Below are 21993 nucleotides of genomic sequence, written 5' to 3'. Positions count from 1 at the left end.
CCACCGATACGCAACAATGCCGTTATCGCGCGTCTCCTGGGTATTCGTTGACCACCTGCCGGCGGGGACTTCTACGATCATCGGCGTGGCGAAATGGCTAGGCTCATCACTCGCGCGTGGAGGCTCGGCGGCGACCCGGGCCAAGGACACCGACCGGCAAGACGCCTGCCAGATTCTCGACAGTGCCCTCAGCGACGGCCAGCTCTCGATGGAGGAGCATCTCCAGCGGGTCGCCACGGCAACCCAGGCGGTGACGTTGGGTGACCTGCAGCACCTGGTCGCCGACCTGCAATCCGAGAGTGCGCCCGCGGAGGTGCCGGCCCTCAAGTCCCGGGGTCAGCGCAACAGCCTTGGCCTGCTGGCGGCCGCGTTGGGTGTCTCGATCTTGTTAGGTGTTGCGATCGGCTGGGGCCTGTACGGAAACACCCGTTCGCCGCTGGACTTCACGACGGACCCGGGCGCCAAGCCCGACGGGGTCGCGGCGGTGGTGCTGACACCGCCCAAGCAATTGCACTCGTTGGGCGGGCTGACCGGGCTGCTGGAACAAACCCGCAAGAGGTTCGGGGACACGATGGGCTACCGGATGGTGATCTATCCCGAGTACGCGGTGCTGGACCGCAAAGACCCCGCCGACGAACGCAGGATCTTGAGCTACACCTACCGCGGCGGCTGGGGGGGATCCCACCGGCAGCGCCCGAAGCGGCGCCGACACCGCACTCGTCGACCTGGGCAAGTTCGACGTGAAGACGGCAGTGGGCATCATGCGCGGGGCCGCGGAGACCCTGGGGATGAAGCCGAAAGACGTCACCAACATGTACCTGTCCATCAACCCCGCGAGCGACCCGACCACCCCCGGGGCGATATCGCTACAGTTATACGTCTCGAGCGACTACGGCAGTGGATACATCGCCTTTGCCGGCGACGGCACCATCAAACAGGTGAACTACCCGTCCTAGCCCGAACGGGCTCGTCGTTCAGCGGGTTTTCCCCGCCAACCAACTGTGACTAACACCGCACCAACGGTAGGTTGTGTTGTGGCGAATATATCGCGACGATACTATGGCGCGAGGCGTCGGTTCGTCGTAACCAGGCATGCAAAGGAGGTGGTTCGATGCTGGAGCTCGCCATCCTGGGCCTGCTCATCGAATCGCCGATGCATGGCTATGAGTTGCGCAAACGCCTGACCGGCCTGCTCGGCGCGTTCCGGGCATTCTCCTACGGCTCGCTTTATCCCGCGCTGCGGCGCATGCAGGCCGAAGGGTTGATCGCCGAGAACGCCGCCCCCACGGGGATGCCGGTGCGGCGGGCCCGGCGGGTCTACCAGCTCACCGATGCCGGCCGTCGGCGCTTCGGCGAGCTGGTTGCCGACACCGGCCCGCACAACTACACCGACGATGGCTTCGGGGTACACCTGGCGTTTTTCAACCGCACCCCCGCCGAAGCGCGGATGCGCATCCTGGAAGGCCGTCGCCGCCAGGTGGAGGAACGCCGGGAAGGCCTGCGTGACGCGGTGGCCCGGGCTAGCAGCTCGTTCGACCGCTACACCCGCCAGCTGCATCAACTCGGACTGGAGTCCAGCGAGCGTGAGGTCAAGTGGCTCAACGAGCTCATCGCCGCCGAACGCGCCGCACCCAATCATGCTGAACAGACCTGAACCCCCGCAAACCAACAATGCCTAGACACCGCAGAAGCAATGAGGTTAGGAGAACGCCCGAATGAGTGAGAAGAAGCCGCTAGGCGCGCCGGGTGCGCAGCCTGAGGTACGAGTCGCCATTGTCGGCGTCGGCAACTGCGCGTCCTCGCTGGTCCAGGGCGTCGAGTACTACCAAAATGCCGACGACAACTCGATGGTGCCCGGCCTCATGCACGTGCGGTTCGGCCCGTACCACGTGCGCGACGTCAAGTTCGTGGCGGCTTTCGACGTCGACGCCAAGAAGGTCGGCTTCGATCTGTCCGACGCGATCTTCGCCTCGGAGAACAACACCATCAAGATCGCCGACGTGGCGCCCACCAACGTGGTGGTGCAGCGCGGCCCGACGCTCGACGGCATCGGCAAGTACTACGCCGACACCATCGAGCTGTCCGACGACGAGCCGGTCGACGTGGTGAAGGTCCTCAAGGACAACAAGGTCGACGTCCTGGTGTCCTACCTGCCGGTGGGCTCCGAGGAGGCCGACAAGTTCTACGCCCAATGCGCCATCGACGCCGGCGTGGCGTTCGTCAACGCGCTGCCGGTGTTCATCGCCTCCGACCCGGCCTGGGCCAAGAAGTTCAAGGACGCCGGCGTGCCGATCATCGGCGACGACATCAAGAGCCAGGTCGGCGCCACCATCACCCACCGCGTGATGGCCAAGCTGTTCGAGGACCGCGGGGTCACCCTGGACCGCACCTACCAGCTCAACGTCGGCGGCAACATGGACTTCAAGAACATGCTCGAGCGCGAGCGCCTGGAGTCCAAGAAGGTCTCCAAGACCCAAGCCGTCACGTCCAACCTCACCGGCTCGCTGGCCGGCAAGGTCGAGGACAAGAACGTCCACATCGGCCCGTCCGACCACGTGGCCTGGCTCGATGACCGCAAGTGGGCCTACGTGCGCCTGGAAGGCCGCGCATTCGGTGACGTGCCGCTGAACCTGGAGTACAAGCTCGAGGTGTGGGACTCGCCGAACTCGGCGGGCATCATCATCGACGCGGTGCGGGCGGCCAAGATCGCCAAGGACCGCGGCATCGGTGGCCCGGTCATCCCGGCATCGGCCTACCTGATGAAGAGCCCGCCGAAGCAGCTGGCCGACGACGTTGCGCGCACCCAGCTCGAAGAGTTCATCATCGAGGGCTAACCCCTTCTTACCGAGCGTCACGCCAGCGTGGCTTTCTGCGCCGAGCGTCACCCCAGCGTGACGCTCGGCGCAGCTCGTAGAGTCGCAGGTGTGACCGACTCCTTCCCCGACGATCTGACCTGCCTCACCGAGTTCGACCTGCTGGCCGAGAATGCCGAACAGGCCGGGGTGACGGGTCCGCTTCCGGAAGTGGAGCGCATCGAAGTCGGCGCGGCCGAGGCCAGGATCAGCGCGTTGCGCTGGGGCGGCCGCGCCCCGCGGGTGATCTTTCTGCATGACGGGGGCAAAACGCCCACACCTGGGACACCGTGATCGTCGGTCTTGGCGAACCAGCGCTGGCGGTGGACCTTCCCGGCCACGGCCATTCGGCCTGGCGTCAGGACGGTGACTATTCACCCCAGCACAACGCGGACGCACTGGTACCGGCGCTGCGCGAGCTGGCACCCGAAGCCGAATTCGTTGTCGGGATGTCGCTAGGCGGGCTGACCGCGATACGGCTTGGCGCCCTGGCACCCGAACTCGTCGACGAGCTGGTGCTCATCGACGTCACCCCCTCTGCCTTGCAGCGCCACGCTGAAATGACCGCGGAGCAGCGCGGCACGGTTGCCCTGATGCACGGAGAGCGGGAGTTTCCCAGCTTCCAGGCCATGCTGGATCTGACGGTCGCCGCGGCACCACATCGCGAAGTAAAGGCTCTGCGCCGCGGCGTGTTCCACAACTCTCTGCGGCTGGAGAACGGCAACTGGGCATGGCGTTATGACGCCATCCGCGCTTTCCCCGACTTCGCCGTCCTCTGGGACGTCGATGCGTTGGCAGCGCCGGTCACCCTGGTGCGCGGCGGTAAGTCGGGCTTCGTCAGCGACGAGGACATCGCCGAGCTGCGCGGGCGTGCGAAGGGTTTTCGTGGCGCACAGACGGTCGAGAACTCGGGTCATTCGGTGCAAAGCGACCAACCCCGGGTCCTGGTCGAGATCCTGCGTGGGGTGCTCGGCGGGCGCTGAGCCCGCGCCGCAACGCGCCTACGGTGGTCTTATGACCTCACCCGTACATCCCGATCGACCTTTGCGTATCGGCGTTCAGCTGCAGCCACAACACGCCTCGCACTACGGCGATATCCGCGATGCCGTGCGCCGGTGCGAAGACATCGGTGTCGACATCGCCTTCAACTGGGACCACTTCTTCCCGCTGTTCGGCGACCCCGATGGAGCCCATTTCGAGTGTTGGACCATGCTGGCGGCCTGGGCCGAACAGACCTCGCGCATCCAGATCGGCGCGCTGGTGACCTGCAACTCCTACCGCAATCCGGAGTTGCTGGCCGATATGGCTCGCACCGTCGACCACATTTGCGACGGCCGGCTCATCTTGGGGATCGGTTCGGGCTGGAAGCAGAAGGACTACGACGAATACGGGTACGAGTTCGGCACCGCAGGCAGCCGTCTCGACGATCTAGCCGGCGCCCTCCCCCGGATCAAGACGCGGCTGGCGAAGCTGAACCCGGCGACTACTCGCGACATTCCGGTCCTGATCGGCGGCGGGGGCGAACGCAAGACGCTACGGCTGGTCGCCGAACACGCTGACATCTGGCACAGCTTCACCGGCGTTGACGAGTTCCCGGCGAAGTCCGCGGTGCTCGCCCGGCACTGCGCCGACGTCGGTCGGGATCCGGCCACCATCGAGCGTTCTGCCGCGCTTCAGGACAGCGGCAGGCTCAGCGCCGACGCCGACGCACTCGCCGGTCTGAGAGTCACACTGCTGACCGTCGGGTGCGATGGGCCCGACTACGACCTGGCAGCTGCCGAGGCGTTGTGCAGATGGCGTGACAGCCGCTGACTTTCGAGAACGTAAATTTAATCGTCAAATCTGAGAATTTGCGTGCCCAGTCGTGAGAAACTTCCAGCGCTGATTGCCGGACCGGGCCGAAAAGAGACTCGACGAAACCGATGCCAAAGAAATATGGGGTCAAGGAAAAAGACCAGGTTGTTGCGCACCTCCTCAACCTGATTCTGACTGGCAAACTACGAAGCGGCGACCGTGTCGACCGCAACGAGATCGCAGGGAGCCTCGGGGTCAGCCGGGTCCCCATCCAGGAGGCGTTGGTCCAGCTCGAACACGACGGAGTCGTGTCCACGCGCTATCACCGAGGAGCGTTCGTGGAACGCTTCGACCAATCGACCGTTCTCGAACACTACGAGCTCGAGGGCGTGCTCAATGGCATGGCGTCCGCGCGCACCGCGGCCAATCCCACACCTCGGATTCTGGGAGAGCTCGACGGGCTGATGCGAACGCTTCGCGCCGCCAAGGACGCTCGGATCTTTGCCGAACTCACCTCGGAATACCGCAGAACGATCAACGAGGAGTACGCGGGACCACGACTGCAGGCCCTCATTCGCGCGTCGCAAAACCTGATACCCGGCGCGTTTTGGGCGAGCTACCAGTACCGGCGCGAAGACATGCTGCCCTTCTACGAAGACGAGCATTCGGCGATACATCGACGTGACCCGCACGCCGCGCGCGCGGCCTGTAGCGGCCGCTCCGAATTGATGGCGCAAACGATGCTGACCGAACTGTTTCGGCGCCAGGTGTTCACCCCGCATGAGCAAGCGTGCCGCAACAACGGCCATGCAACGGCCGCGCCGGTAGCGCCGCTGCCGTCGCGGCCCAAAATTGTTGTCGAGACCCCTGAGGCGACCCGGCTCGCATTCTGAGCAGCACACACCGCCCGCTTGATCGATACGGTGGCGGTGATGAGTTCAACCGTGCATCCCCGTGCTCGCGGCGGGAAGAGAATGCTCGCGGTGTCCGCGACGATCCTTATCGTGTTGGGCTTGGCGCTGGCGGCGCCCGCCCAGGCGGACCACAATCAGTGCGCACCGGCCGGTGTGGACAGTGCCATGGTCCTGCCCGCCGATCTGTCCAGTACGACGACTGCCGGCTCGGACGAAGACGTCCAGACCACCGCGGGGGTTGTGCCGCTGAGTTCGGTGAACATTGGCGACCTGGGGCTAGGCACGCCCGGAGTCTTGACGGCGGGCACCCTGTCCGACGCTCCGCCCAACACTTGCATCAACTCCACCGGGCAGTTCACCGGCTTCGATAACGAACTCTTGCGCGCCATCGCAGCCAAGCTGGGCCTGCAAGTCCGCTTTGTTGGCACCGACTTCTCCGGGCTGCTGGCCCAGGTGGCGGCGCGACGCTTCGACGTTGGCTCTGCCTCGGTCAAATTGACCGAGGCGAGGCGACGCACGGTCGCCTTCACCAACGGCTACGACTTCGGCTACTACTCGCTGGTGGTGCCCCCGGGTTCGGCAATAACCAAGTTCAGTGACCTGGCGCCGGGGCAACGCATCGGCGTGGTTCAGGGCACGGTCGAAGAGGCCTATGTGGTGAACAGCCTGCATCTGCAACCGGTGAAGTACCCCGACTTTGCCACCGTGTACGGCAGCCTCAAGACCCACCAGATCTACGCCTGGGTGGCACCCGGCAATCAGGCCGAGGCGGCGATCCGGCCCGGCGATCCCGCCGTGCTCGTGGCGAACACGTTCGGCGCGGGGGACTTTGTGGCCTATGTGGTGGCCCGAGACAATCGGCCGTTGCTCGATGCCCTCAACGCGGGGCTGGACGCCGTCATCGCCGACGGCACCTGGTCCCAGCTGTACAGCAAGTGGGTGCCCCGAACCCTGCCGCCGGGCTGGAAGCCGGGTTCTCGGGCCGTCGCCGCGCCCACCCTGCCCGATTTCGCAGCCATTGCCGCAAACCATCGGCACAAGCCGGTGGGGCCGGCCGCACCGAAATCGGCCCTAGCCCAGTTGCGGGACTCCTTCTTCGACTGGGACATGTATCGGCAAGCCATCCCGACGTTGTTCAAGACCGGGTTGCCCAACACGTTTATCCTGACCCTCAGCGCCAGCATCATCGGGCTGGCGCTCGGCATGGCGCTGGCGATCGCTGGAATCTCGCACCAGCGCTGGCTGCGCTGGCCGGCCCGGGTCTACACCGACATTTTCCGCGGCCTGCCCGAGGTGGTGATCATCCTGATCATCGGGTTGGGCGTCGGACCCATCGTGGGCGGATTGACCAACAACAATCCCTATCCGTTGGGCATCGCGGCGCTGGGGTTGATGGCCGGCGCCTATGTCGGTGAGATTCTGCGTTCGGGAATCCAAAGTGTTGACCCCGGTCAACTCGAGGCCTCCCGCGCGCTGGGTTTCAGCTACTCCGCGGCCATGCGGCTGGTGGTGGTGCCCCAGGGCGTGCGACGGGTGCTGCCCGCACTGGTCAATCAATTCATCGCGTTGCTGAAGGCCTCGGCCCTGGTGTACTTCCTTGGCCTGATCGCTCAACAGCGTGAACTCTTCCAGGTCGGGCGCGACCTCAACGCCCAAACCGGCAACCTGTCGCCGCTGGTGCCCGCGGGCATCTTCTACCTGATGTTGACCGTTCCGCTGACGCATCTGGTGAACTACATCGACGCGCGGCTGCGCCGCGGTCGCCGCCGCCTCGATCCGGAGGATCCCCCCGGAGTCGTCAGCTCCACCATCGGTGGGGAGATGACGTGACCCGCCAGGATGCAGGTCGACAACCGGTTTGTCTGGCGGCCAGGAGTATTCACCAAACGCTGGGCGGCAGCGTGGTGCTGCGTGGCGTCGATTTGGAGGTCCCCGCGGGTACCACCGCGGCGGTGATCGGTCCGTCCGGGTCAGGCAAGTCGACGCTGCCTCGCACCCTGAACCGCCTGCACGAGCCCGACAGCGGAGACATCCTGCTAGACGGGCGATCGGTATTGCGCGACAACCCCAACGACCTTCGGCAGCGCATCGGCATGGTGTTCCAGCACTTCAACCTGTTCCCGCACCGCAACGTTGTCGACAACGTCACGCTGGCGCCACGCAAGCTACGCGGACTATCCGACGAAGAAGCGCGAATGCTCGCATTGGACCAACTAGACCGAGTTGGCCTGAAGCACAAGGCCAATGCACGCCCAGACATGTTGTCCGGGGGGCAGCAACAACGCGTTGCGATCGCGCGTGCCCTCGCGATGGCCCCGCAGGTGATGTTCTTTGACGAGGCAACCTCGGCGCTGGACCCAGAGATGGTCAAGGGCATCTTGGCGCTGATCGCCGACTTGGGCGCTGACGGCATGACCATGGTTGTGGTCGCCCATGAAATGGGTTTCGCCCGCTCAACCTCGGATGCCGTGGTGTTCATGGACCACGGGACGGTGGTCGAAGCCGGTCCCCCAGAGCAGCTATTCGAGGCCGCGCGCACCGAACGGCTGCAGCGGTTTCTCGCCCAAGTACTTTGACAGGCTGGCTAGATCGGCTCTACCGCTGGCCAGATGTCGGGTTAGACTGCCGAATTATGGCGGATAGCGAATCCACCGCGCCCGAGGTGACGGAGCTGGCCGAGGGTCTGCACCGCGCGTTATCCAAGTTGTTTTCGATACTGCGCCGGGGCGATCTTAACGGAGTGGTCGCCGGCGAATTGACGTTGGCGCAATTATCGATTCTGGTTACCCTACTCGATCGGGGTCCCATCCGGATGACCGACTTGGCCGCGCATGAGCGGGTGCGAACTCCCACCACCACCGTGGCGATCCGTCGCCTGGAGAAGATCGGCCTGGTGAAACGCTCGCGCGACCCATCGGACTTACGGGCGGTGCTTGTCGACATCACCCCACAAGGACGCTCCGTTCACGCCAAGTCGCTGGCCAACCGGCACGCCGCCCTGGCCGCGATGCTCGACCAACTCCCCCACTCCGACCTCGAAACCCTGATGACGGCTCTGACCCCGCTCGAACGCTTGGCCTGCGGCGAACCCGCCAATGCCCCGGAGGACGACGCCGCCACGCCCGGGCGGGGATGAAAGTAATTGACCGATAAACGGATTGGTGTCAGCTAGACCCATGCCAACTGAACTCATCACCGGCGCCAGCCGCGGCATCGGTGCTGCGATCGCTGCCGCATTGGCGCCGACGCACACCCTGTTGCTGGCCGGCCGGCCTTCCGCCCAACTCGACGTATTGATACACAATGCCGGACTTTCCATCCCGGGGCATTTCGGCGATTCGCACGTCGACGAATGGCGCGCCACCTTCAACGTCAATCTCTTTGGTGCCGTTGCTCTTACGCTGGCGCTGCCGCCGGCGCTGCGAAGTGCCCGCGGCCAGGTTGTCTTCATCAACTCCGGGGCCGGGCGCAACGTTTCCGCCGGGATGGCATCCTATTCGGCCAGTAAATTCGCCTTACGGGCATTTGCTGACTCGTTGCGCACCGATGAGCCCACGCTTCGCGTGACGACCGTCTATCCCGGCCGCACCGACACCGACATGCAGAGGGAGCTCGTCGATTTCGAGGGCGGAACCTACGATCCCGCAAGGTTCATGCGCGCCGACACGGTCGCCGAGGTGGTGGCCAATGTGGTAGCCACGCCACCGGACGGTCACGGCCACGAAGTGGTCATCCGACCCCGCTGAGGACACCCGCCCCGGGTTTGGAATCGCGGTCAAACAACAAGATTCACCAGACGGCCGGCGACCACAATCACCTTCCGCGGGCTTGCGCCCGCCAGGAACGCCTGCACCTTCTGATCGGCTAGGGCAGCGGCTTTGACCGCATCGCCATCCGCGTCGGCGGCCACCACAACCCGGCCCCGCACCTTGCCGTTGACCTGAACCGGATATTCGACGGTGTCGTCGATCAGATAGGCCGGATCGGCCGCCGGGAATGGTCCGTGCGCCAACGAAGTAGTGTGACCCAGCCGCTGCCACAACTCTTCGGCCAGGTGCGGGGCCAGCGGGGCCACCATCAGCACCAGCGGCTCGATGACAGCTCGGGGCACGGCATCGCGATGGCGCTTGGTGAGGAAGTTGGTGTACTCGATCAGCTTGGCGACCGCGGTGTTATTTCTCAGTGCCGCATAGTCTTCAGCCACCCCGGCGATAGCGCGGTGCAGCGCCCGCAGCGTGTCGGTGTCCAACTCAGCGGGCGTATCGGCCACCAGGATCTCGCCGGTGTTTTCGTCGATCACCAGCCGCCACACCCGCTGCAAGAAGCGATACGCGCCGATAACGTCTTTGGTCGCCCACGGGCGTGAAGCCTCGATAGGGCCCATCGACATCTCGTACACCCGCAGGGTGTCCGCGCCATAGTCGTCGCAGATCTCGTCGGGCGATATCGAATTCTTCAGGCTCTTACCGACTTTCCCGAATTCCTGAAAGACCTCGATCTCGCCGTCGGCGCCGGGATACACAAACCCGCCGTCACGTTCGATGACCTCTTCGGCAGGTACGTAGGATCCCCGCGCGTCGGTATAGGCGAAGGCCTGAATGTAGCCCTGGTTGATCAGCTTGCGGTAGGGCTCGCGAGAGCTGACGTGGCCCAAGTCGTACAACACCTTGTGCCAGAACCTGGCATAGAGCAGATGCAGCACCGCGTGCTCGGCGCCACCGACGTACAAGTCGACGCCACCCGGGTCGTCCGGGCCGTGTTCGGCCGGCCTCGGCCCCATCCAGTACGTCTCATTTTCCTTGGCGCAGAACCGACCTGCGTTGTGCGGATCGGTATAGCGCAGCTCGTACCAGGAGCTGCCCGCCCACTGCGGCATCACGTTGGTGTCGCGGCTGTACGGCTTGAGCCCATCGCCGAGATCCAACTCGACGTGCACCCACTCGGTCGCCTTGCCCAGCGGCGGCGACGGCTCGCTGTTCGCATCGTCGGGGTCGAAAAGCACCGGCGAATAGTCCGGCACATCGGGCAGTTCGATGGGAAGCGCCGACTCATCAAGTGCGTGCGGGCGTCCATCCGCGTCGTACACGATCGGGAATGGTTCACCCCAATACCGCTGACGCGCGAAAAGCCAGTCACGCAGCTTGAATTCGATGCGGGCCTGGCCATGGCCGTCGGACTCCAGCCGAGCGGTGATGGCCTGCTTTGCCTCCCCCACGCTCATGCCGTCGAGGAATCCCGAGTTCACCAGGACGCCGTCGCCGGTGTAGGCGGCCTGCGAAATGTCGCCGCCGGCAATGACTTCGACGACCGGAAGTCCCAGTGCTCTCGCGAAATCCCAGTCCCGCTGATCATGGCCCGGAACTGCCATGATGGCCCCGGTGCCGTAGCCGGCCAGCACGTAGTCAGCGATGAATATCGGCACCGGCTGGCCAGTGGCAGGATTGATCGCGTGGCTACCCAGGAAGACGCCGGTCTTCTCTTTGCTTTCCTGACGCTCGAGGTCGGACTTGGCCGCGATAGCGCGACGGTAGGCGGCCACGGCCTCGGCCGGCGTGGCACCACCACCGGTCCACAGCGGGTCCACACCGGCTGGCCACCCGGCCCCAACCAGATCGTCGACCAGGTCGTGTTCGGGGGCCAGAACCAGATAGGTGGCACCGAACAGGGTGTCGGGGCGAGTGGTGAACACTTCGAGGCCGACCGTCTCACCGTTGGACCTGGTTGCCGTAAAGAGCGCGGAGGCACCCGTCGAGCGCCCGATCCAGTTGCGCTGCATGGTCTTGACCTGGTCCGGCCAGTCCAGCACATCGAGGTCGTCGAGCAGCCGATCGGAGTATGCGGTGATCCGCATCATCCATTGCCGAAGCCGCTTGCGAAATACGGGGAAGTTGCCGCGGTCGCTGCGTCCATCGGATGTCACTTCCTCGTTGGCCAGCACCGTGCCCAGTCCAGGACACCAATTCACCATCGAATCCGCCCGGTAGACCAACCGGTGGTCATCGATCACGTCGGCCCGCTCCCCCGCCGACAGCGTGGACCAGTCCCGGCCGTCGACCAGACTTCTGGCCCCGGAATCAAACTCTGCGACCAACTCCGATATCGGACGAGCCTTGTTGGCTGCCGCGTCGAACCACGCGTTGTAGATCTGCAGGAAGATCCACTGGGTCCACTTGTAGAACTCGACGTCGGTGGTGGAGAAGCTCCGCCGGCTGTCGTGGCCCAGCCCCAGCCGGCCCAGCTGGCGCCGGAAGTTGACGACGTTGGCCTCGGTCCTGGTCCGTGGGTGGGTGCCGGTTTGCACGGCATACTGCTCGGCCGGCAGACCGAAGGCGTCGAACCCCAACGCATGCAGCACGTTGCGGCCCTTCATCCGGTGATAGCGGGCGAACACGTCGGTGGCGATGTAGCCCAACGGGTGCCCGACGTGCAGGCCCTCCCCGGATGGATAGGGAAACATGTCCTGGACGAACAGCTTGTCCTCGGGCACCGGGGAACCGTCCGACGGTGCGAGCGATCCAACCGGGTTGGGCACGTTGAACGTGCCCAGGCGGGCCCAGTTTTGCTGCCAGGTCCGCTCCACTCCGGCCGCCAGCTCGGCGGTGTAGCGATGCCGCGGAGCGTCGGATTCCGCGTCGTTAACACCGGAGGGGACACCAGAGGGGGCACCGGACGTGCTGCCAAGTGTCGTGGTCGGCGATTCGGTCACGCCCAACAGGGTATAAGGGCGGCTTTGCAGCGGCTGGCCCGTAGCCCACGGCCACGGGTTGGTCTCGGTTGCGTTGCACACCGATCAGATGTTCATCCCAGGTCTGTTTCGGTCCTGGTAGCTGCCGCCGCCAGCTAGTTACATTCAGCTTCGGTAGCGGGCAGCGCCGCCCGAATAGTTTCGGAGGGACCGACGCAAATGATCCACATCGCGCGCACTTGGCGAGGGTTCGCAGGGTGCATGGCCGCCGGCTTCGTCGGCGTCACACTGATCGCGAGCGGCACGGCGTCGGCCGACCCGCTCTATCCGCAGCCCCCGTCGCCCGCACCGGCTCCCGCCCAAGCGGCGGTTCCGCCCGTCCAGAACCTCAATGCCTCCCCCGGGAGCATCACCAACCGGTTCGCCCCGGCTCCCGCGCAGGTGCCCGCCCCGATGCAGGTTCCGGCCGCGACGGCCGCGCCGGTACCGGCCGCCATCCCCGCCACCGGGCAGCTGCCCGCCGCCGGGCAAGTCCCCGCCGCCGGGCAGCTGCCCGTCGCGGCGCCGGTAGCCCCGGCGATAACACCCGCCGTCACCGGGACCGTGCGCGACTACCTCAACGGCAAGGGCGTCAAGCTCGAGGCGCAGCGACCGCAGGGGTTCAACGCACTCGAGATCACCCTGCCCATGCCCCCGCGCTGGACGCCGGTGCCCGACCCCAACGTGCCCGACGCGTTCGCCGTGATTGCCGACCGAGTGGGCGGCAACAGCGTGTACACATCGAACGCGCAGGTGGTGGTGTACAAGCTGGTCGGCGATCTGGATCCCGCCGAGGCCATCTCCCATGGCTTTGTGGACAGTCAGAACTTGCTCGCCTGGCGGACGACCAACGCCTCGATGGCCGAGTTCGGTGGCTTCCCGTCGTCGGTCATCGAGGGCACCTACCGCGAAAACGACATGACGCTGAACACCTCCCGGCGCCACGTCATCGCCGCCTCGGGTAGTGAGAACTACCTGGTGTCGCTCTCGGTCACCACGGCGCAGTCCCAGGCGGTGGCCGATGCCCCCGCCACCGACGCGATCATCAATGGATTCCGGGTGGCGACCCCGACGGCAGCCGGTCACACACCCGCCCGGGCCGGCGCAGCCACTGCGGTAGCGCCGCAGACCCCGGCTCGGGCCGCGTCGCCGGCCGCACCCGCTCAGGCACCCGTGTCGATACCTCATCACCCGGCGGCCGCGACGGCGCCGGCTCAGGCGCCCGCGCCCAATCTGACGCCCGCGCTGCAGGCCGTGCCGGGCCAAGTAGCTGCGGCGCCGCCGGTCGCCGCCGCGCCCGCCCCGTCGCGCTGACTCCCGACGCCCATTACCCCCGGGGGGGTTGATCCGATCGCCCCTTGATCAAGCGAACTCGGTCACGACCTCGTATTGTGACTCCATGATGATCGCCGGTGTGCTCTGCATGTGTGCGGCGGCGTCCGCCCTATTCGGAGCGTGGTCACTCGCCCGCGCCGATGTCACCGACTCGACTCAGCTCGCATTGCGAGCGATGGCACCCACCCAGCTGGCGGCCGCGGTCATGTTGAGCGCCGGCGGGGTGGTGGCGCTCGCGGCCTCCCCGCACACCGCCTTGGTGGTGTTGATCGTGTGCGTCGCGGGCGCGTTGGGCACACTGGCCGCCGGTTCGTGGCAGAGCGCGCGGTTTGCGCTGAGCCGCGTGGATACGATTCCCGACGAAGCCTCCTGTAGCGGCTCCTGCGCTGGTTGTACGCTCTCCTGCCACTGAGCATCCGGTGGCACAGCAGCGGGGGATCCGGTTAGACCCAGTGCTGCTGATGGTGCTGGGGGCGTATTGGCCGCCGTCCTGCTACCGGCACGCGGTGCCGCCAGCGACGCGGTGATCGTCGCCGCCCGGGTGGCCGTCTCCGTGTTGTTTTTCCTCTATGGCGGCAAGCTGTCCCTCGAGCAAGCCTGGCACGGGCTACGCCAATGGCGCCTTCATGCGCTGGTGCTGATCACCACATTCCTCATATTCCCGATCCTCGGGCTGGCCATCCGCGCGCTGGTGCGGTCCTGGATGGACGAAGAGCTGCACAGCGGACTGCTGTTCATGTGCCTGGTCTCCTCGACGATGCAGTCAGCGATCCTGTTCACCTCGATCGCGCGTGGGCACGTGTCGGCGGCGATAGTCAGCGCGTCGTCGTCCAACATCCTCGGTGTGCTGCTCGCTCCGATACTGGTGCTGTTCTTGATGGACATCGGCGGTGGCTCCCAGGCCGAATAGAGCGCACTGGCCGATTTTGTGCTGCAACTGTTCGTACCGTTTGTGCTGGGGCAGCTGGCCAGGCGCTGGATCGGTGCGCTCAACGCGCGGCATCCAGGCCTGATGCGCTGGATCGATCGCGCCGCCATCCTGCTGTTGGTGTACGCGGCCTACTCGCTCGGGGTGGCGACGGGTGGATGGACCGAGGTCGAAGCGTGGCACTTGGTGGCGGTGGTGGCCCTCGATGCGCTGTTGCGCGCCCTGGCCTTGGGGATCACCACGGCGCTGGGACGAGCCGCTCACCTCAATCGCGACAACTCGGTCGTGCTGATGTTCTGTGGTTCCCAGAAGAGTCTGGTGTCCGGACTGCCGATGGCGATGGTGATGTTCCCCGAGGCGATATCCGGCGTGGTCATGCTGCCGTTGATGATCTATCACCAGTTGCAGCTCGTGGTGGGCGCGGTGATCGCCAGCAAGCTGGGGAGAAAAGTGGTCGACCCAGCCGACTCGGCCGCCCTGCCCGCCGTCGCCGAACCCGACGAGCGGGGGGAGAGCCTCAGTTCCGGCTGACGTCGATCGGGTGGGTCGCCAACAGCGAAAGCGGCCAGGGCTGCCGTCGCAATGTCCGGCCCCACAAGTCGGCCCGCGGCGGTACCAGAACGTCAGATGGCAAGGCCGACAGCACGATCCAGTCATCACGTTCGATTTCGCCCTCGAGCTGCCCGATGGTCCACCCGGAATAGCCCGCAAAAATTCGCACGCCTTCGACCAACGGTGCGATCAGGTCGGGGTCGGCGTCGAGATCGACCATCACGATCCGGCCGGCAACATGGCGCAGACCCGACACTCCACCCGGATCGGCCCCGACCCGCAACGTCGCCAGGCACAGGGCAGCGTCGCGCTTCACCGGCCCGCCGATGAACATCGTCTTGGGCTTGGCCGCAAGCTTGGCCCACTGCGGCAATACGTTGTGCACGGCGGTCTCGCTGGGCCGGTTGAGCACCACACCCAGCGTCCCGCCGTCGTTGTGCTCGACGATATAGATGACGCTGCGCCGGAAGGTGGGCTCGAGCAGGTCGGTATTGGCCAGCAGCAACGTACCCGCTCGCACCCGTTGTGCGGCAGGCGCAACATGGTCTTCTGGATCTTCCTGCGGCGCCACCCCAACATCATGGCATTCACACCACGGCACTAACAGCATCATCACCGGGTTAAACGAGCACTGTCGGCAGATATTTGTAGCGTTGTTGGGTCCGCACGGTGCGAAATCGGGCTAACCTTCGCTCGATCGTGGAAGTGGGGGTCTGTGATTCGCAGCCGGATGCACGCCGGCGCACCCGTCGAATTGTGGCGGTCGGTAAGGAGTCTGCCTGATTTTTGGCGGCTGCTTCAGGTGCGCATCGCCAGCCAGTTCGGTGATGGCCTCTTTCAGGCGGGGCTGGCCGGGGCCTTGCTGTTCAATCCGGACCGCGCCGCCGATCCGATGGCCATTGCGCGCGCGTTCGCGGTGCTGTTCTTGCCGTACTCCCTGCTGGGCCCGTTTGCCGGTGCGCTGATGGACCGTTAGGATCGGCGCTTGGTGATCGTCGGCGCCAATATCGGTCGATTGATCCTCATTGCCGGGATCGGGACCATTCTGGCGTTTGAGGCGGGCGATCTGCTGCTGCTGTTTGTCGCGCTGTTGGCCAATGGTCTGGCCCGGTTCGTCGCCTCGGGGCTGTCGGCGTCGTTGCCCCATGTGGTGCCGCGCGAGCAGGTGGTCACGATGAATTCGGTGGCCACCGCCTCGGGTGCGGTCGCGGCGTTTGTGGGCGCCAATTTCATGTTGTTGCCCCGATGGCTGGCCGGTGGCGGTGATCATGGCGCCGCCGCGGTCATTTTCACCGCGATGATTCCGGTCGCGATTTCACTGCTGCTGGCCCTGCGGTTCGCCCCCCGGGTGCTCGGCCCCGACGACACCAAGCGCGCGATCCACGGATCGGCCGTGTACGCGGTTATCACCGGCTGGATGCACGGGGTGCGTACGGTCGTCCAGCTCCCGACGGTGGCCGCCGCGCTGTCCGGTCTGGCGGCTCACCGAATGGTGGTCGGCGTCAACTCCCTGCTGATCTTGCTGCTGGTCCATCACATGCGAGACGTGGACGTCGAAGGGTTGGGCACGGCACTGCTGTTCTTCGCCGCAACCGGCCTCGGGGCGTTCCTGGCAAACGTGCTCACCCCGGGCCTGATCAGGCGCTGGGGGCGCTACGCCACGACAAATGGCGCCCTGGCCGCCGCCGCGGTCATCCAGCTTGCCGGCGCGGGCCTGCTGCTCCCGGTCATGGTGGTGTGCGGGTTTCTGCTGGGAGTGGCCGGTCAGGTGGTCAAGCTGTGCGCCGACTCGGCGATGCAGATCGATGTCGATGACGCGCTGCGGGGACACGTGTTCGCCGTGCAGGATGCGCTGTTCTGGGTCTCGTATATCGTCTCGGTTACCGTGGCCGCGGCCTTGATTCCCGACGACGGGCGCGCGCCGGTCTTTGTGTTGGTCGGATCGGTGATCTATCTGCTCGGACTTTGTGTGCACAGCATCGTCGGCCGGCGCAGTTCGGCCTCGAACGTTGAGGGAGGTTGACAATGGCGGGTCCCGGCCCGATCGTGGCTGACCTGGAGGCAGAAAGCGACGACCTGGACGCCCTGGTGGCGCCGCTGGCACCGCAGCGGTGGAGCGAGCTGACCCCGGCACCGGGGTGGAGCATCGCACACCAGATCGCGCACCTGCTGTGGACCGATCGCGTGGCACTCACCGCGGTGACCGACGAGGCGGGGTTCGCCGACGTACTGACCGCGGCGGCCGCCAACCCGGCCGGCTTCGTGGACGAGGGCGCCGAGGAGCTTGCGGCGATGCCGCCGGCGGAGCTGCTCAGCGATTGGCGGCTCACCCGCGGCCGACTGCATGAGGCGCTGCTCAATGTTGCCGACGGACGCAAGTTGCCGTGGTTCGGACCACCCATGAGCGCCGCGTCAATGGCCACCGCGCGCTTGATGGAGACCTGGGCGCACGGGCTTGATGTTGCCGACGCCCTCGGTGTCACCCGGCCCGCCACCGACCGGCTGCGCTCGATTGCACACCTGGGTGTGCGCACCCGCGACTACGCCTACTTCGTCAACAACCTGGCCCCGCCCACCGAGCAGTTCCTGGTCGAGCTGCGCGGCCCCGGCGGTGACCTCTGGTCGTGGGGACCGGCCGATGCGGCCCAGCGGGTCACCGGGCCCGCCGAAGATTTCTGCTTCCTGGTCACCCAGCGGCGACCGTTGAGCTCCCTGCACCTCACCGCGACCGGCGAGGATGCGCGGCAATGGCTACAGATCGCGCAGGCCTTCGCCGGGCCTCCCGGCGAAGGGCGATGACCCTAACCTGACCCGCGACCTAGCCGGCTGCGCCGTGGCGCGAGTCGCCGCCCTCGGGGTCCTCGTCGAATGCCTCGTCGTGGTGCGCCCACTGGGGCAACGGGGTTGGTGGCGCGCCCCCGAACACCGCGTTCAAGTAGGACGAAGCATTGGGATCCGATGTTGGCGGCCTGACGCCACGTCGAGCCTTGCGCACAAAGGTGAACAACAACAGGCCGCTGCCCATCACCAGGAAGCCCACCAAGGCCACCTTGGCGATCGTCAACCAGGTCATGGTCCACCAATCTAGCCCGGATGCCGCACCGATGATGCGAAAGAGACTGTTGTGCAGAAAATCTATCCGAGCCGCCGGTTGACCATTTCGAACTCATTGCACCGCAGGACAATCCGGCGCCCGGTTACTGCAAAGGCCCGCCGTAGCGGGCCTCGTTCTCGGCTTCCGCCTCTTCACGCAGCGCGGCGAGGGCGACGTTCAATCGATCGGCCAGCTCAGCATGGGAGTAGCCGGTCATGACGCCGGGATGCAGCGTCAACTTCAGTAACCGGCCGTCGGAATTGGCCACAGCGTGAACACATCCCAGGTCCACGCTGTAGGTGACATTCTCCGCCTGCGCGACAAGGGCTTCCCATTTGTCGGCCGCCTCGCTCAGTTCGCGAAGGACGGATTCAACGAGGTCTTTGTCGCTCAATTCCGCGCGACCGCCGGGCCCCGACACCAAGACAGTATGTCCACGGCTGTAGCCACCGTCAATTCAAACGCGGCGTCGAGCGTATATGCACCGGTGGCCGATTCGGTCGGCGAGTGGTCACGCATTGAGTTCCCGAAACCAGGCCAGGTGGTAGTTCGCCGTCACCGCGTCGCCGTTGACACTGCTTGCGGTGGCCGCCAACAACATGCAGTTGAGGAACACCTCACCATCGATGCTGGGGTAGTGGGCCACAATCTGGTGCCGCGCAGTGTCGAGATGCACTCGCAAAAGGTCGATTTCGTCTTCCACCACGGCCGTCCCGGCATCAGCCGCCTTGGCCAGTACGTGCGCCATCCTCGGCAACCCGACACGGCTGCGGGTGGCGTCACAGAGCTCTCGGGCCACATTGTCGGCCATCGGCAACTCACGCGGCCGCACCGAGGATCTCGTCGCGGTGTCTTCATCCGCCCAGGGCAGCGGATCGCCCGGGCTATAGCTCAGCGAACCCGTCGCCGCGTCGACCAGTGCGGCGAGCCGGCCGCTGCGCCGCTTCGGGGGCAGCAACCGGACGCCCTGTGGAAGGGCAATCCCGGGAGGTATCCAGCCGTGGGCGACGTCGGTGACCAGCACCGTGCCTTCTGACTGTCGCCCAATCGCCCAGTTCAGGCGAGGCTCCTGGCGGGCCACGAACATCAGCAGTCGACGCAGCCGCTGGTCGTCCGACTCCGGCACAGCCGGTGCCGGAGCTCGAGCCGCTGCCCGGGCCGCATCGACCGCGTCGGGGCGCCCGGCCATCGGCGGTTGCGGTTGCGATCCCGGTTCGCCCGCGTTCGGATCGGCGATGTCTCGTGGTGCGACGGGCGGCTCGGTTGACGCCCCTTCACGTAGTTGATTCCGTGCCGACTCGACTCGTTGCACCGCCCGCGCGCGGGCTTCGTCGATCACCCTGGCCTCCGCGGCACGTCGGTCCGAATCAAGCATTACCGCGTGGCGCAGGCTAGCCAGTTCCTCATTGGCGGAATCGGCGATTCGCTGCAAGTCGGCTTCCAAATACTCTGCCAGCGTGGCAGTTTCGGGCGCATCCCGCGACAGTTCGGTGGGCCATAGCCCGCCGATCACCCATGGGGTGCAGTCCGGCGGAGAGCTGAACGCCGGGATGGCCAGGGATTCCTGGGCGGCTTTGCGGAGGCGCTGACGCGCCGTCCGTCGCCCGAAAATCGCCATCGGCTCAGCGTACCGGCACCTCACGGGGCGTCGCAGATGGTGAATTGTGCCGACGAGCGGGCCTCGGTAGCGTGAGGCCATGGCTGATTCTGCGCTGCAGCAGCAACTCGATGAGGTGCGTTCTCTGCTAAGCCGCGCGCGGGAACTGTTTGGCGCCAATCCCGTCGAACCACCCACCGACATCGCACCCGATCCCGATACCGCCAAACCCTGGCTGCTCTAGCCGATCAGCGGCGGCGCGGCCGTAATTGGTGTGCCAGCAGGCGCTCGATGGCGACGTCGAGATCTAGGTTGGTCGGCACCTCCGCCGATGGCGTGTGGCCGGCCGCGACGATCTCTTCGCGTACTTCTAGCAAAGCCTTCAGACATGAGACATCGGCTGTCAGCAAAATTCCCTCGGCCAGCGCAGCGGCGTCGGTCTCCATCGCTCCCTCGCTCAAGGCCACGCTGTGCATGTAGCCGCCCCGGCACGACCGGACCAGAATGTGCCCGCTGGGATGGACGGTGTCGAACGCGGGGTTGGCGTCTGTCATCGACCGTTGTCGACGATGCCGCCGAAATCGTGAGCCGCGTCTTGCTCGTGCTGGTCCCACATCGCCGCGGAGGTCCGCAGGTTCTGCGCGATGTCGGCATGGTCGTCGGCCTGCTGCTCGTAGCACTGGCGTCGTAGCTCGAGAAGATCGCGACCGGCGTCGCGCAGCTCACTGAAGATCGGCCCCAATGAGTTCAGGCTCTCCTGTATCGCAGCGTGCGACGACGGCACGCTGCGCAGGTATTCGGAGGTTTGCTCGTGATGGGCAGCGGCTTCGCGCAGGTGCGCCGGCTCCACATGGATTCGATCTGCCATCCGCTGTCTCCTCGTTATGGCGCCGGGGTCCCGCCGGCGGGCTCAGTATCGCGGGGCGACCGGCGTAGTCGCCGGCCGGGTCGGGGTTGGGGCGCCGGTCTGCGCCGGCTCCGTGACGGTCGTCGATGTTGGCGGATGCTGCCAGCCTAGGAAGTTCGGCCCGCCAATGCTGGAAACCTGCTGCATCTGCCCGTCCAGAAACGCGTTGCCATCACCGAGGGCAAGCGCGTGCCGATCCGTGAACATGCCGATGTCTCCGGCGGCGAGCCGCGCCGGGTCTATCGGGTCACTCACCGGCGTTCCGGGCGGGGGGATGGCAATGCCTTGTTGCTGGAACGCATCTGCGATGGCAGCACCGCCCGCGGCGGCGTTGATCGCCGCGGCTAGTTCAGGGCTTGCCGCGGTGATCGTGTCCCCGTTGGGCAGAGTCACCGTCGTCGGTCCGGTGGGCAGCGGTTGCGGCTCGCCCGACGATGCCGGTTGCTCCGTGTCTTCGCCACCACCGTCGGTGTCCTCATCCAGATCAGCTGGTTCGTCGTCTGAGTCGTCGCCCGAGGCGTCCGGGTCCAGGGCAAGGGAGTCGAGGCTGGGGTCATCGAGCTCGTCCAGGCGTGATGCGATTGCCCGGGGGATTGCGGACAAGGCCGGACCCGCGGGCAAGTTCGAAACCGAACCAGCACCCGACGGAGTGGCAGCGCCCGATCCGTCGCCCAGGCTGGGCATGCTCGGCAGCGACGGCGCCGTCGCCGCGCCCGACGGCGCAGCGCCCTGCGGCAACGTCGCCTCATCTACCAAACCCGGGTCGTCGAACAACAGCGAGTCCAAAAGCGGGTCCCCCGAGATCAGCCCAGCCGCGCGGTCCGCATCGGCACCGGTGCCCGCCGCGGGCTCGGTGGCCGTCTGCGCATCGCCGGGCGAACTCGCCTCTTGCTTGGATGCGTTGTACAGCGACGTCCATGCGGCCATCAGGGTTGCTTTCGAGGTGTCATCGAGGCTCGCAGTGGCGACCACCTCGCGGATATCTCTGAGTTTTCCGATCAGGAAGCGCTGGAAGTCGCGGGCTCCGGCCGGTGTGTCCAGATCCGAGCGGGTCCGCACCGCGGCTTCGGTCTCTTGCTGCAGCTCGTCGAGCGCCTCGCTTCCGTCGACCGCCGTCAGGTGCGCATTCAAGATAGCCGCGATCACCTGGAGATCGAGCTGCGAGCTCATCGAATTCTGGTGTGCTAAAGCCACTTCCGCGCCAGCGATGGCATCGGCGGCGGCTCCGCGCGCCGCGCCCGATTGCGCAAGCTGCTCCGATCCGCCCATGTCGCGTGACAGTACCCAGGCGCCTCA

20 protein-coding genes and 4 pseudogenes are annotated in these 21993 nt (G+C 66.0%); 16 read left to right on the top strand and 8 right to left on the bottom strand.

What is annotated here, in order from left to right:
* Positions 1 to 85: 85 nt before the first annotated feature.
* The 10 genes and pseudogenes from SHTP_RS00325 to SHTP_RS00280 all read left to right on the top strand — a co-directional run bounded on the left by SHTP_RS00325 (position 86) and on the right by SHTP_RS00280 (position 9306).
* Positions 86 to 956 (top strand): annotated as a pseudogene (locus SHTP_RS00325) (DUF1707 SHOCT-like domain-containing protein).
* A 155-nt stretch (positions 957 to 1111) separates the two neighbouring features.
* Positions 1112 to 1654, top strand: coding sequence for a PadR family transcriptional regulator (locus SHTP_RS00320; RefSeq protein ID WP_011738463.1), 543 nt, complete (start codon positions 1112 to 1114; stop codon positions 1652 to 1654).
* 61 nt (positions 1655 to 1715) lie between these two features.
* On the top strand, positions 1716 to 2834 hold the full coding sequence (locus SHTP_RS00315) for an inositol-3-phosphate synthase (protein WP_011738462.1): 1119 nt from the start codon (positions 1716 to 1718) through the stop codon (positions 2832 to 2834).
* A 90-nt stretch (positions 2835 to 2924) separates the two neighbouring features.
* Positions 2925 to 3835, top strand: a pseudogene (locus SHTP_RS00310) (alpha/beta fold hydrolase).
* Between the two features lie 31 nt (positions 3836 to 3866).
* Positions 3867 to 4664 carry an LLM class F420-dependent oxidoreductase gene (locus SHTP_RS00305; RefSeq protein WP_096372239.1) on the top strand — a complete coding sequence of 266 codons (798 nt, stop codon included), beginning with the start codon at positions 3867 to 3869 and terminating at the stop codon, positions 4662 to 4664.
* Positions 4665 to 4774: 110 nt separating this feature from the next.
* A complete protein-coding gene (locus SHTP_RS00300) occupies positions 4775 to 5539 on the top strand; it encodes a GntR family transcriptional regulator (RefSeq protein WP_096369442.1) in 765 nt (254 codons plus the stop codon).
* Between the two features lie 81 nt (positions 5540 to 5620).
* A complete protein-coding gene (locus SHTP_RS00295) occupies positions 5621 to 7390 on the top strand; it encodes an ABC transporter substrate-binding protein/permease (protein WP_096369441.1) in 1770 nt (589 codons plus the stop codon).
* A complete protein-coding gene (locus tag SHTP_RS00290; protein WP_096369440.1) occupies positions 7387 to 8136 on the top strand; it encodes an amino acid ABC transporter ATP-binding protein in 750 nt (249 codons plus the stop codon). Before SHTP_RS00295 ends, SHTP_RS00290 begins: the two co-directional genes overlap by 4 nt.
* Positions 8137 to 8192: 56 nt before the next feature.
* On the top strand, positions 8193 to 8696 hold the full coding sequence (locus SHTP_RS00285) for a MarR family winged helix-turn-helix transcriptional regulator (RefSeq protein WP_096369439.1): 504 nt from the start codon (positions 8193 to 8195) through the stop codon (positions 8694 to 8696).
* A gap of 40 nt (positions 8697 to 8736) precedes the next feature.
* The gene (locus SHTP_RS00280; RefSeq protein ID WP_096369438.1) at positions 8737 to 9306 is read left to right on the top strand and encodes an SDR family oxidoreductase; all 570 of its coding nucleotides are present in this window, start codon (positions 8737 to 8739) and stop codon (positions 9304 to 9306) included.
* Between the two features lie 29 nt (positions 9307 to 9335).
* On the opposite strand, the gene leuS is transcribed toward SHTP_RS00280, so the two are convergent.
* Entirely contained in the window at positions 9336 to 12266 is a 2931-nt protein-coding gene (leuS, locus tag SHTP_RS00275; protein WP_096372238.1) for a leucine--tRNA ligase, read from the bottom strand.
* A 198-nt stretch (positions 12267 to 12464) separates the two neighbouring features.
* Here leuS and SHTP_RS00270 point away from each other — a divergent pair, with 198 nt between their 5' ends.
* The 3 genes and pseudogenes from SHTP_RS00270 (at position 12465) to SHTP_RS00260 (ending at position 15078) form a co-directional block, all read left to right on the top strand.
* Complete coding sequence (locus SHTP_RS00270; RefSeq protein ID WP_096369437.1) at positions 12465 to 13598, top strand: LpqN/LpqT family lipoprotein; 1134 nt, start codon at positions 12465 to 12467, stop codon at positions 13596 to 13598.
* An 85-nt stretch (positions 13599 to 13683) separates the two neighbouring features.
* Positions 13684 to 14031 carry a hypothetical protein gene (locus SHTP_RS00265; protein WP_096369436.1) on the top strand — a complete coding sequence of 116 codons (348 nt, stop codon included), beginning with the start codon at positions 13684 to 13686 and terminating at the stop codon, positions 14029 to 14031.
* A gap of 111 nt (positions 14032 to 14142) precedes the next feature.
* A pseudogene (locus SHTP_RS00260) lies at positions 14143 to 15078 on the top strand (bile acid:sodium symporter family protein).
* On the opposite strand, the gene SHTP_RS00255 reads toward SHTP_RS00260, so the two are convergent.
* Positions 15065 to 15709: a YqgE/AlgH family protein gene (locus SHTP_RS00255; protein WP_085979850.1), complete on the bottom strand. Its 645-nt coding sequence runs from the start codon at positions 15707 to 15709 to the stop codon at positions 15065 to 15067. The pseudogene SHTP_RS00260 and the gene SHTP_RS00255 sit on opposite strands and share 14 nt — an antisense overlap.
* A 120-nt stretch (positions 15710 to 15829) precedes the next feature.
* Here SHTP_RS00255 and SHTP_RS00250 point away from each other — a divergent pair.
* Together SHTP_RS00250 and SHTP_RS00245 are read left to right on the top strand one after the other, a co-directional pair.
* Positions 15830 to 17122, top strand: a pseudogene (locus SHTP_RS00250) (MFS transporter).
* A 2-nt stretch (positions 17123 to 17124) separates the two neighbouring features.
* The gene (locus SHTP_RS00245) at positions 17125 to 17898 is read left to right on the top strand and encodes a TIGR03084 family metal-binding protein (protein WP_015353919.1); all 774 of its coding nucleotides are present in this window, start codon (positions 17125 to 17127) and stop codon (positions 17896 to 17898) included.
* 19 nt (positions 17899 to 17917) lie between these two features.
* Here SHTP_RS00245 and SHTP_RS00240 read toward each other — a convergent pair whose 3' ends face one another.
* The 3 genes from SHTP_RS00240 to SHTP_RS00230 all read right to left on the bottom strand — a co-directional run bounded on the left by SHTP_RS00240 (position 17918) and on the right by SHTP_RS00230 (position 19811).
* Positions 17918 to 18172 carry a hypothetical protein gene (locus tag SHTP_RS00240; protein ID WP_020785431.1) on the bottom strand — a complete coding sequence of 85 codons (255 nt, stop codon included), beginning with the start codon at positions 18170 to 18172 and terminating at the stop codon, positions 17918 to 17920.
* A 124-nt stretch (positions 18173 to 18296) separates the two neighbouring features.
* Positions 18297 to 18617, bottom strand: a complete 321-nt coding sequence (locus SHTP_RS00235) for a DUF2710 family protein (protein WP_086085374.1) — start codon at positions 18615 to 18617, stop codon at positions 18297 to 18299.
* A gap of 87 nt (positions 18618 to 18704) precedes the next feature.
* On the bottom strand, positions 18705 to 19811 hold the full coding sequence (locus SHTP_RS00230) for a DUF5631 domain-containing protein (protein WP_096369435.1): 1107 nt from the start codon (positions 19809 to 19811) through the stop codon (positions 18705 to 18707).
* 79 nt (positions 19812 to 19890) lie between these two features.
* Between SHTP_RS00230 and SHTP_RS27885 the strand changes: the two genes are divergently transcribed.
* Positions 19891 to 20034, top strand: a complete 144-nt coding sequence (locus tag SHTP_RS27885; RefSeq protein ID WP_020727578.1) for a hypothetical protein — start codon at positions 19891 to 19893, stop codon at positions 20032 to 20034.
* Positions 20035 to 20038: 4 nt separating this feature from the next.
* Here the strand turns inward: SHTP_RS27885 and SHTP_RS00225 are convergent, their stop codons facing one another.
* Genes SHTP_RS00225 through SHTP_RS00215 form a run of 3 tightly spaced genes read right to left on the bottom strand, consistent with a single transcriptional unit; the run spans position 20039 to position 21966 of the window.
* Positions 20039 to 20344, bottom strand: a complete 306-nt coding sequence (locus SHTP_RS00225) for a DUF2694 family protein (protein ID WP_096369434.1) — start codon at positions 20342 to 20344, stop codon at positions 20039 to 20041.
* The gene (locus SHTP_RS00220; protein WP_015353913.1) at positions 20341 to 20658 is read right to left on the bottom strand and encodes an ESX-1 secretion-associated protein; all 318 of its coding nucleotides are present in this window, start codon (positions 20656 to 20658) and stop codon (positions 20341 to 20343) included. The genes SHTP_RS00225 and SHTP_RS00220 overlap by 4 nt, the downstream gene beginning before the upstream one ends.
* A 42-nt stretch (positions 20659 to 20700) precedes the next feature.
* Positions 20701 to 21966, bottom strand: a complete 1266-nt coding sequence (locus SHTP_RS00215) for a DUF4226 domain-containing protein (protein ID WP_096369433.1) — start codon at positions 21964 to 21966, stop codon at positions 20701 to 20703.
* Positions 21967 to 21993: the final 27 nt, after the last annotated feature.

The sequence above is a fragment of the Mycobacterium ulcerans subsp. shinshuense genome, from assembly GCF_002355775.1.
Classification (GTDB): Bacteria; Actinomycetota; Actinomycetes; order Mycobacteriales; family Mycobacteriaceae; genus Mycobacterium; species Mycobacterium marinum.
Note: the sequence above shows the minus strand (reverse complement) of the source record. Positions and strands in the feature narration are given on the sequence as shown.

What these genes read in the sequence shown, in the direction of transcription:
- SHTP_RS00245 (WP_015353919.1), top strand. Translation starts at nt 17,125, where the DNA reads ATGGCGGGTCCCGGCCCGATCGTGGCTGACCTGGAGGCAGAAAGCGAC.
- SHTP_RS00300 (WP_096369442.1), top strand. Translation starts at nt 4,775, where the DNA reads ATGCCAAAGAAATATGGGGTCAAGGAAAAAGACCAGGTTGTTGCGCAC.
- SHTP_RS00215 (WP_096369433.1), bottom strand. Translation starts at nt 21,966, where the DNA reads ATGGGCGGATCGGAGCAGCTTGCGCAATCGGGCGCGGCGCGCGGAGCC.
- SHTP_RS00220 (WP_015353913.1), bottom strand. Translation starts at nt 20,658, where the DNA reads ATGGCAGATCGAATCCATGTGGAGCCGGCGCACCTGCGCGAAGCCGCT.
- SHTP_RS00295 (WP_096369441.1), top strand. Translation starts at nt 5,621, where the DNA reads ATGCTCGCGGTGTCCGCGACGATCCTTATCGTGTTGGGCTTGGCGCTG.
- SHTP_RS00230 (WP_096369435.1), bottom strand. Translation starts at nt 19,811, where the DNA reads ATGGCGATTTTCGGGCGACGGACGGCGCGTCAGCGCCTCCGCAAAGCC.
- SHTP_RS00240 (WP_020785431.1), bottom strand. Translation starts at nt 18,172, where the DNA reads ATGACCTGGTTGACGATCGCCAAGGTGGCCTTGGTGGGCTTCCTGGTG.
- SHTP_RS00320 (WP_011738463.1), top strand. Translation starts at nt 1,112, where the DNA reads ATGCTGGAGCTCGCCATCCTGGGCCTGCTCATCGAATCGCCGATGCAT.
- SHTP_RS27885 (WP_020727578.1), top strand. Translation starts at nt 19,891, where the DNA reads ATGGCTGATTCTGCGCTGCAGCAGCAACTCGATGAGGTGCGTTCTCTG.
- SHTP_RS00270 (WP_096369437.1), top strand. Translation starts at nt 12,465, where the DNA reads ATGATCCACATCGCGCGCACTTGGCGAGGGTTCGCAGGGTGCATGGCC.
- SHTP_RS00285 (WP_096369439.1), top strand. Translation starts at nt 8,193, where the DNA reads ATGGCGGATAGCGAATCCACCGCGCCCGAGGTGACGGAGCTGGCCGAG.
- SHTP_RS00315 (WP_011738462.1), top strand. Translation starts at nt 1,716, where the DNA reads ATGAGTGAGAAGAAGCCGCTAGGCGCGCCGGGTGCGCAGCCTGAGGTA.
- SHTP_RS00305 (WP_096372239.1), top strand. Translation starts at nt 3,867, where the DNA reads ATGACCTCACCCGTACATCCCGATCGACCTTTGCGTATCGGCGTTCAG.
- SHTP_RS00255 (WP_085979850.1), bottom strand. Translation starts at nt 15,709, where the DNA reads ATGCTGTTAGTGCCGTGGTGTGAATGCCATGATGTTGGGGTGGCGCCG.
- SHTP_RS00280 (WP_096369438.1), top strand. Translation starts at nt 8,737, where the DNA reads ATGCCAACTGAACTCATCACCGGCGCCAGCCGCGGCATCGGTGCTGCG.
- SHTP_RS00265 (WP_096369436.1), top strand. Translation starts at nt 13,684, where the DNA reads ATGATGATCGCCGGTGTGCTCTGCATGTGTGCGGCGGCGTCCGCCCTA.
- SHTP_RS00225 (WP_096369434.1), bottom strand. Translation starts at nt 20,344, where the DNA reads ATGACAGACGCCAACCCCGCGTTCGACACCGTCCATCCCAGCGGGCAC.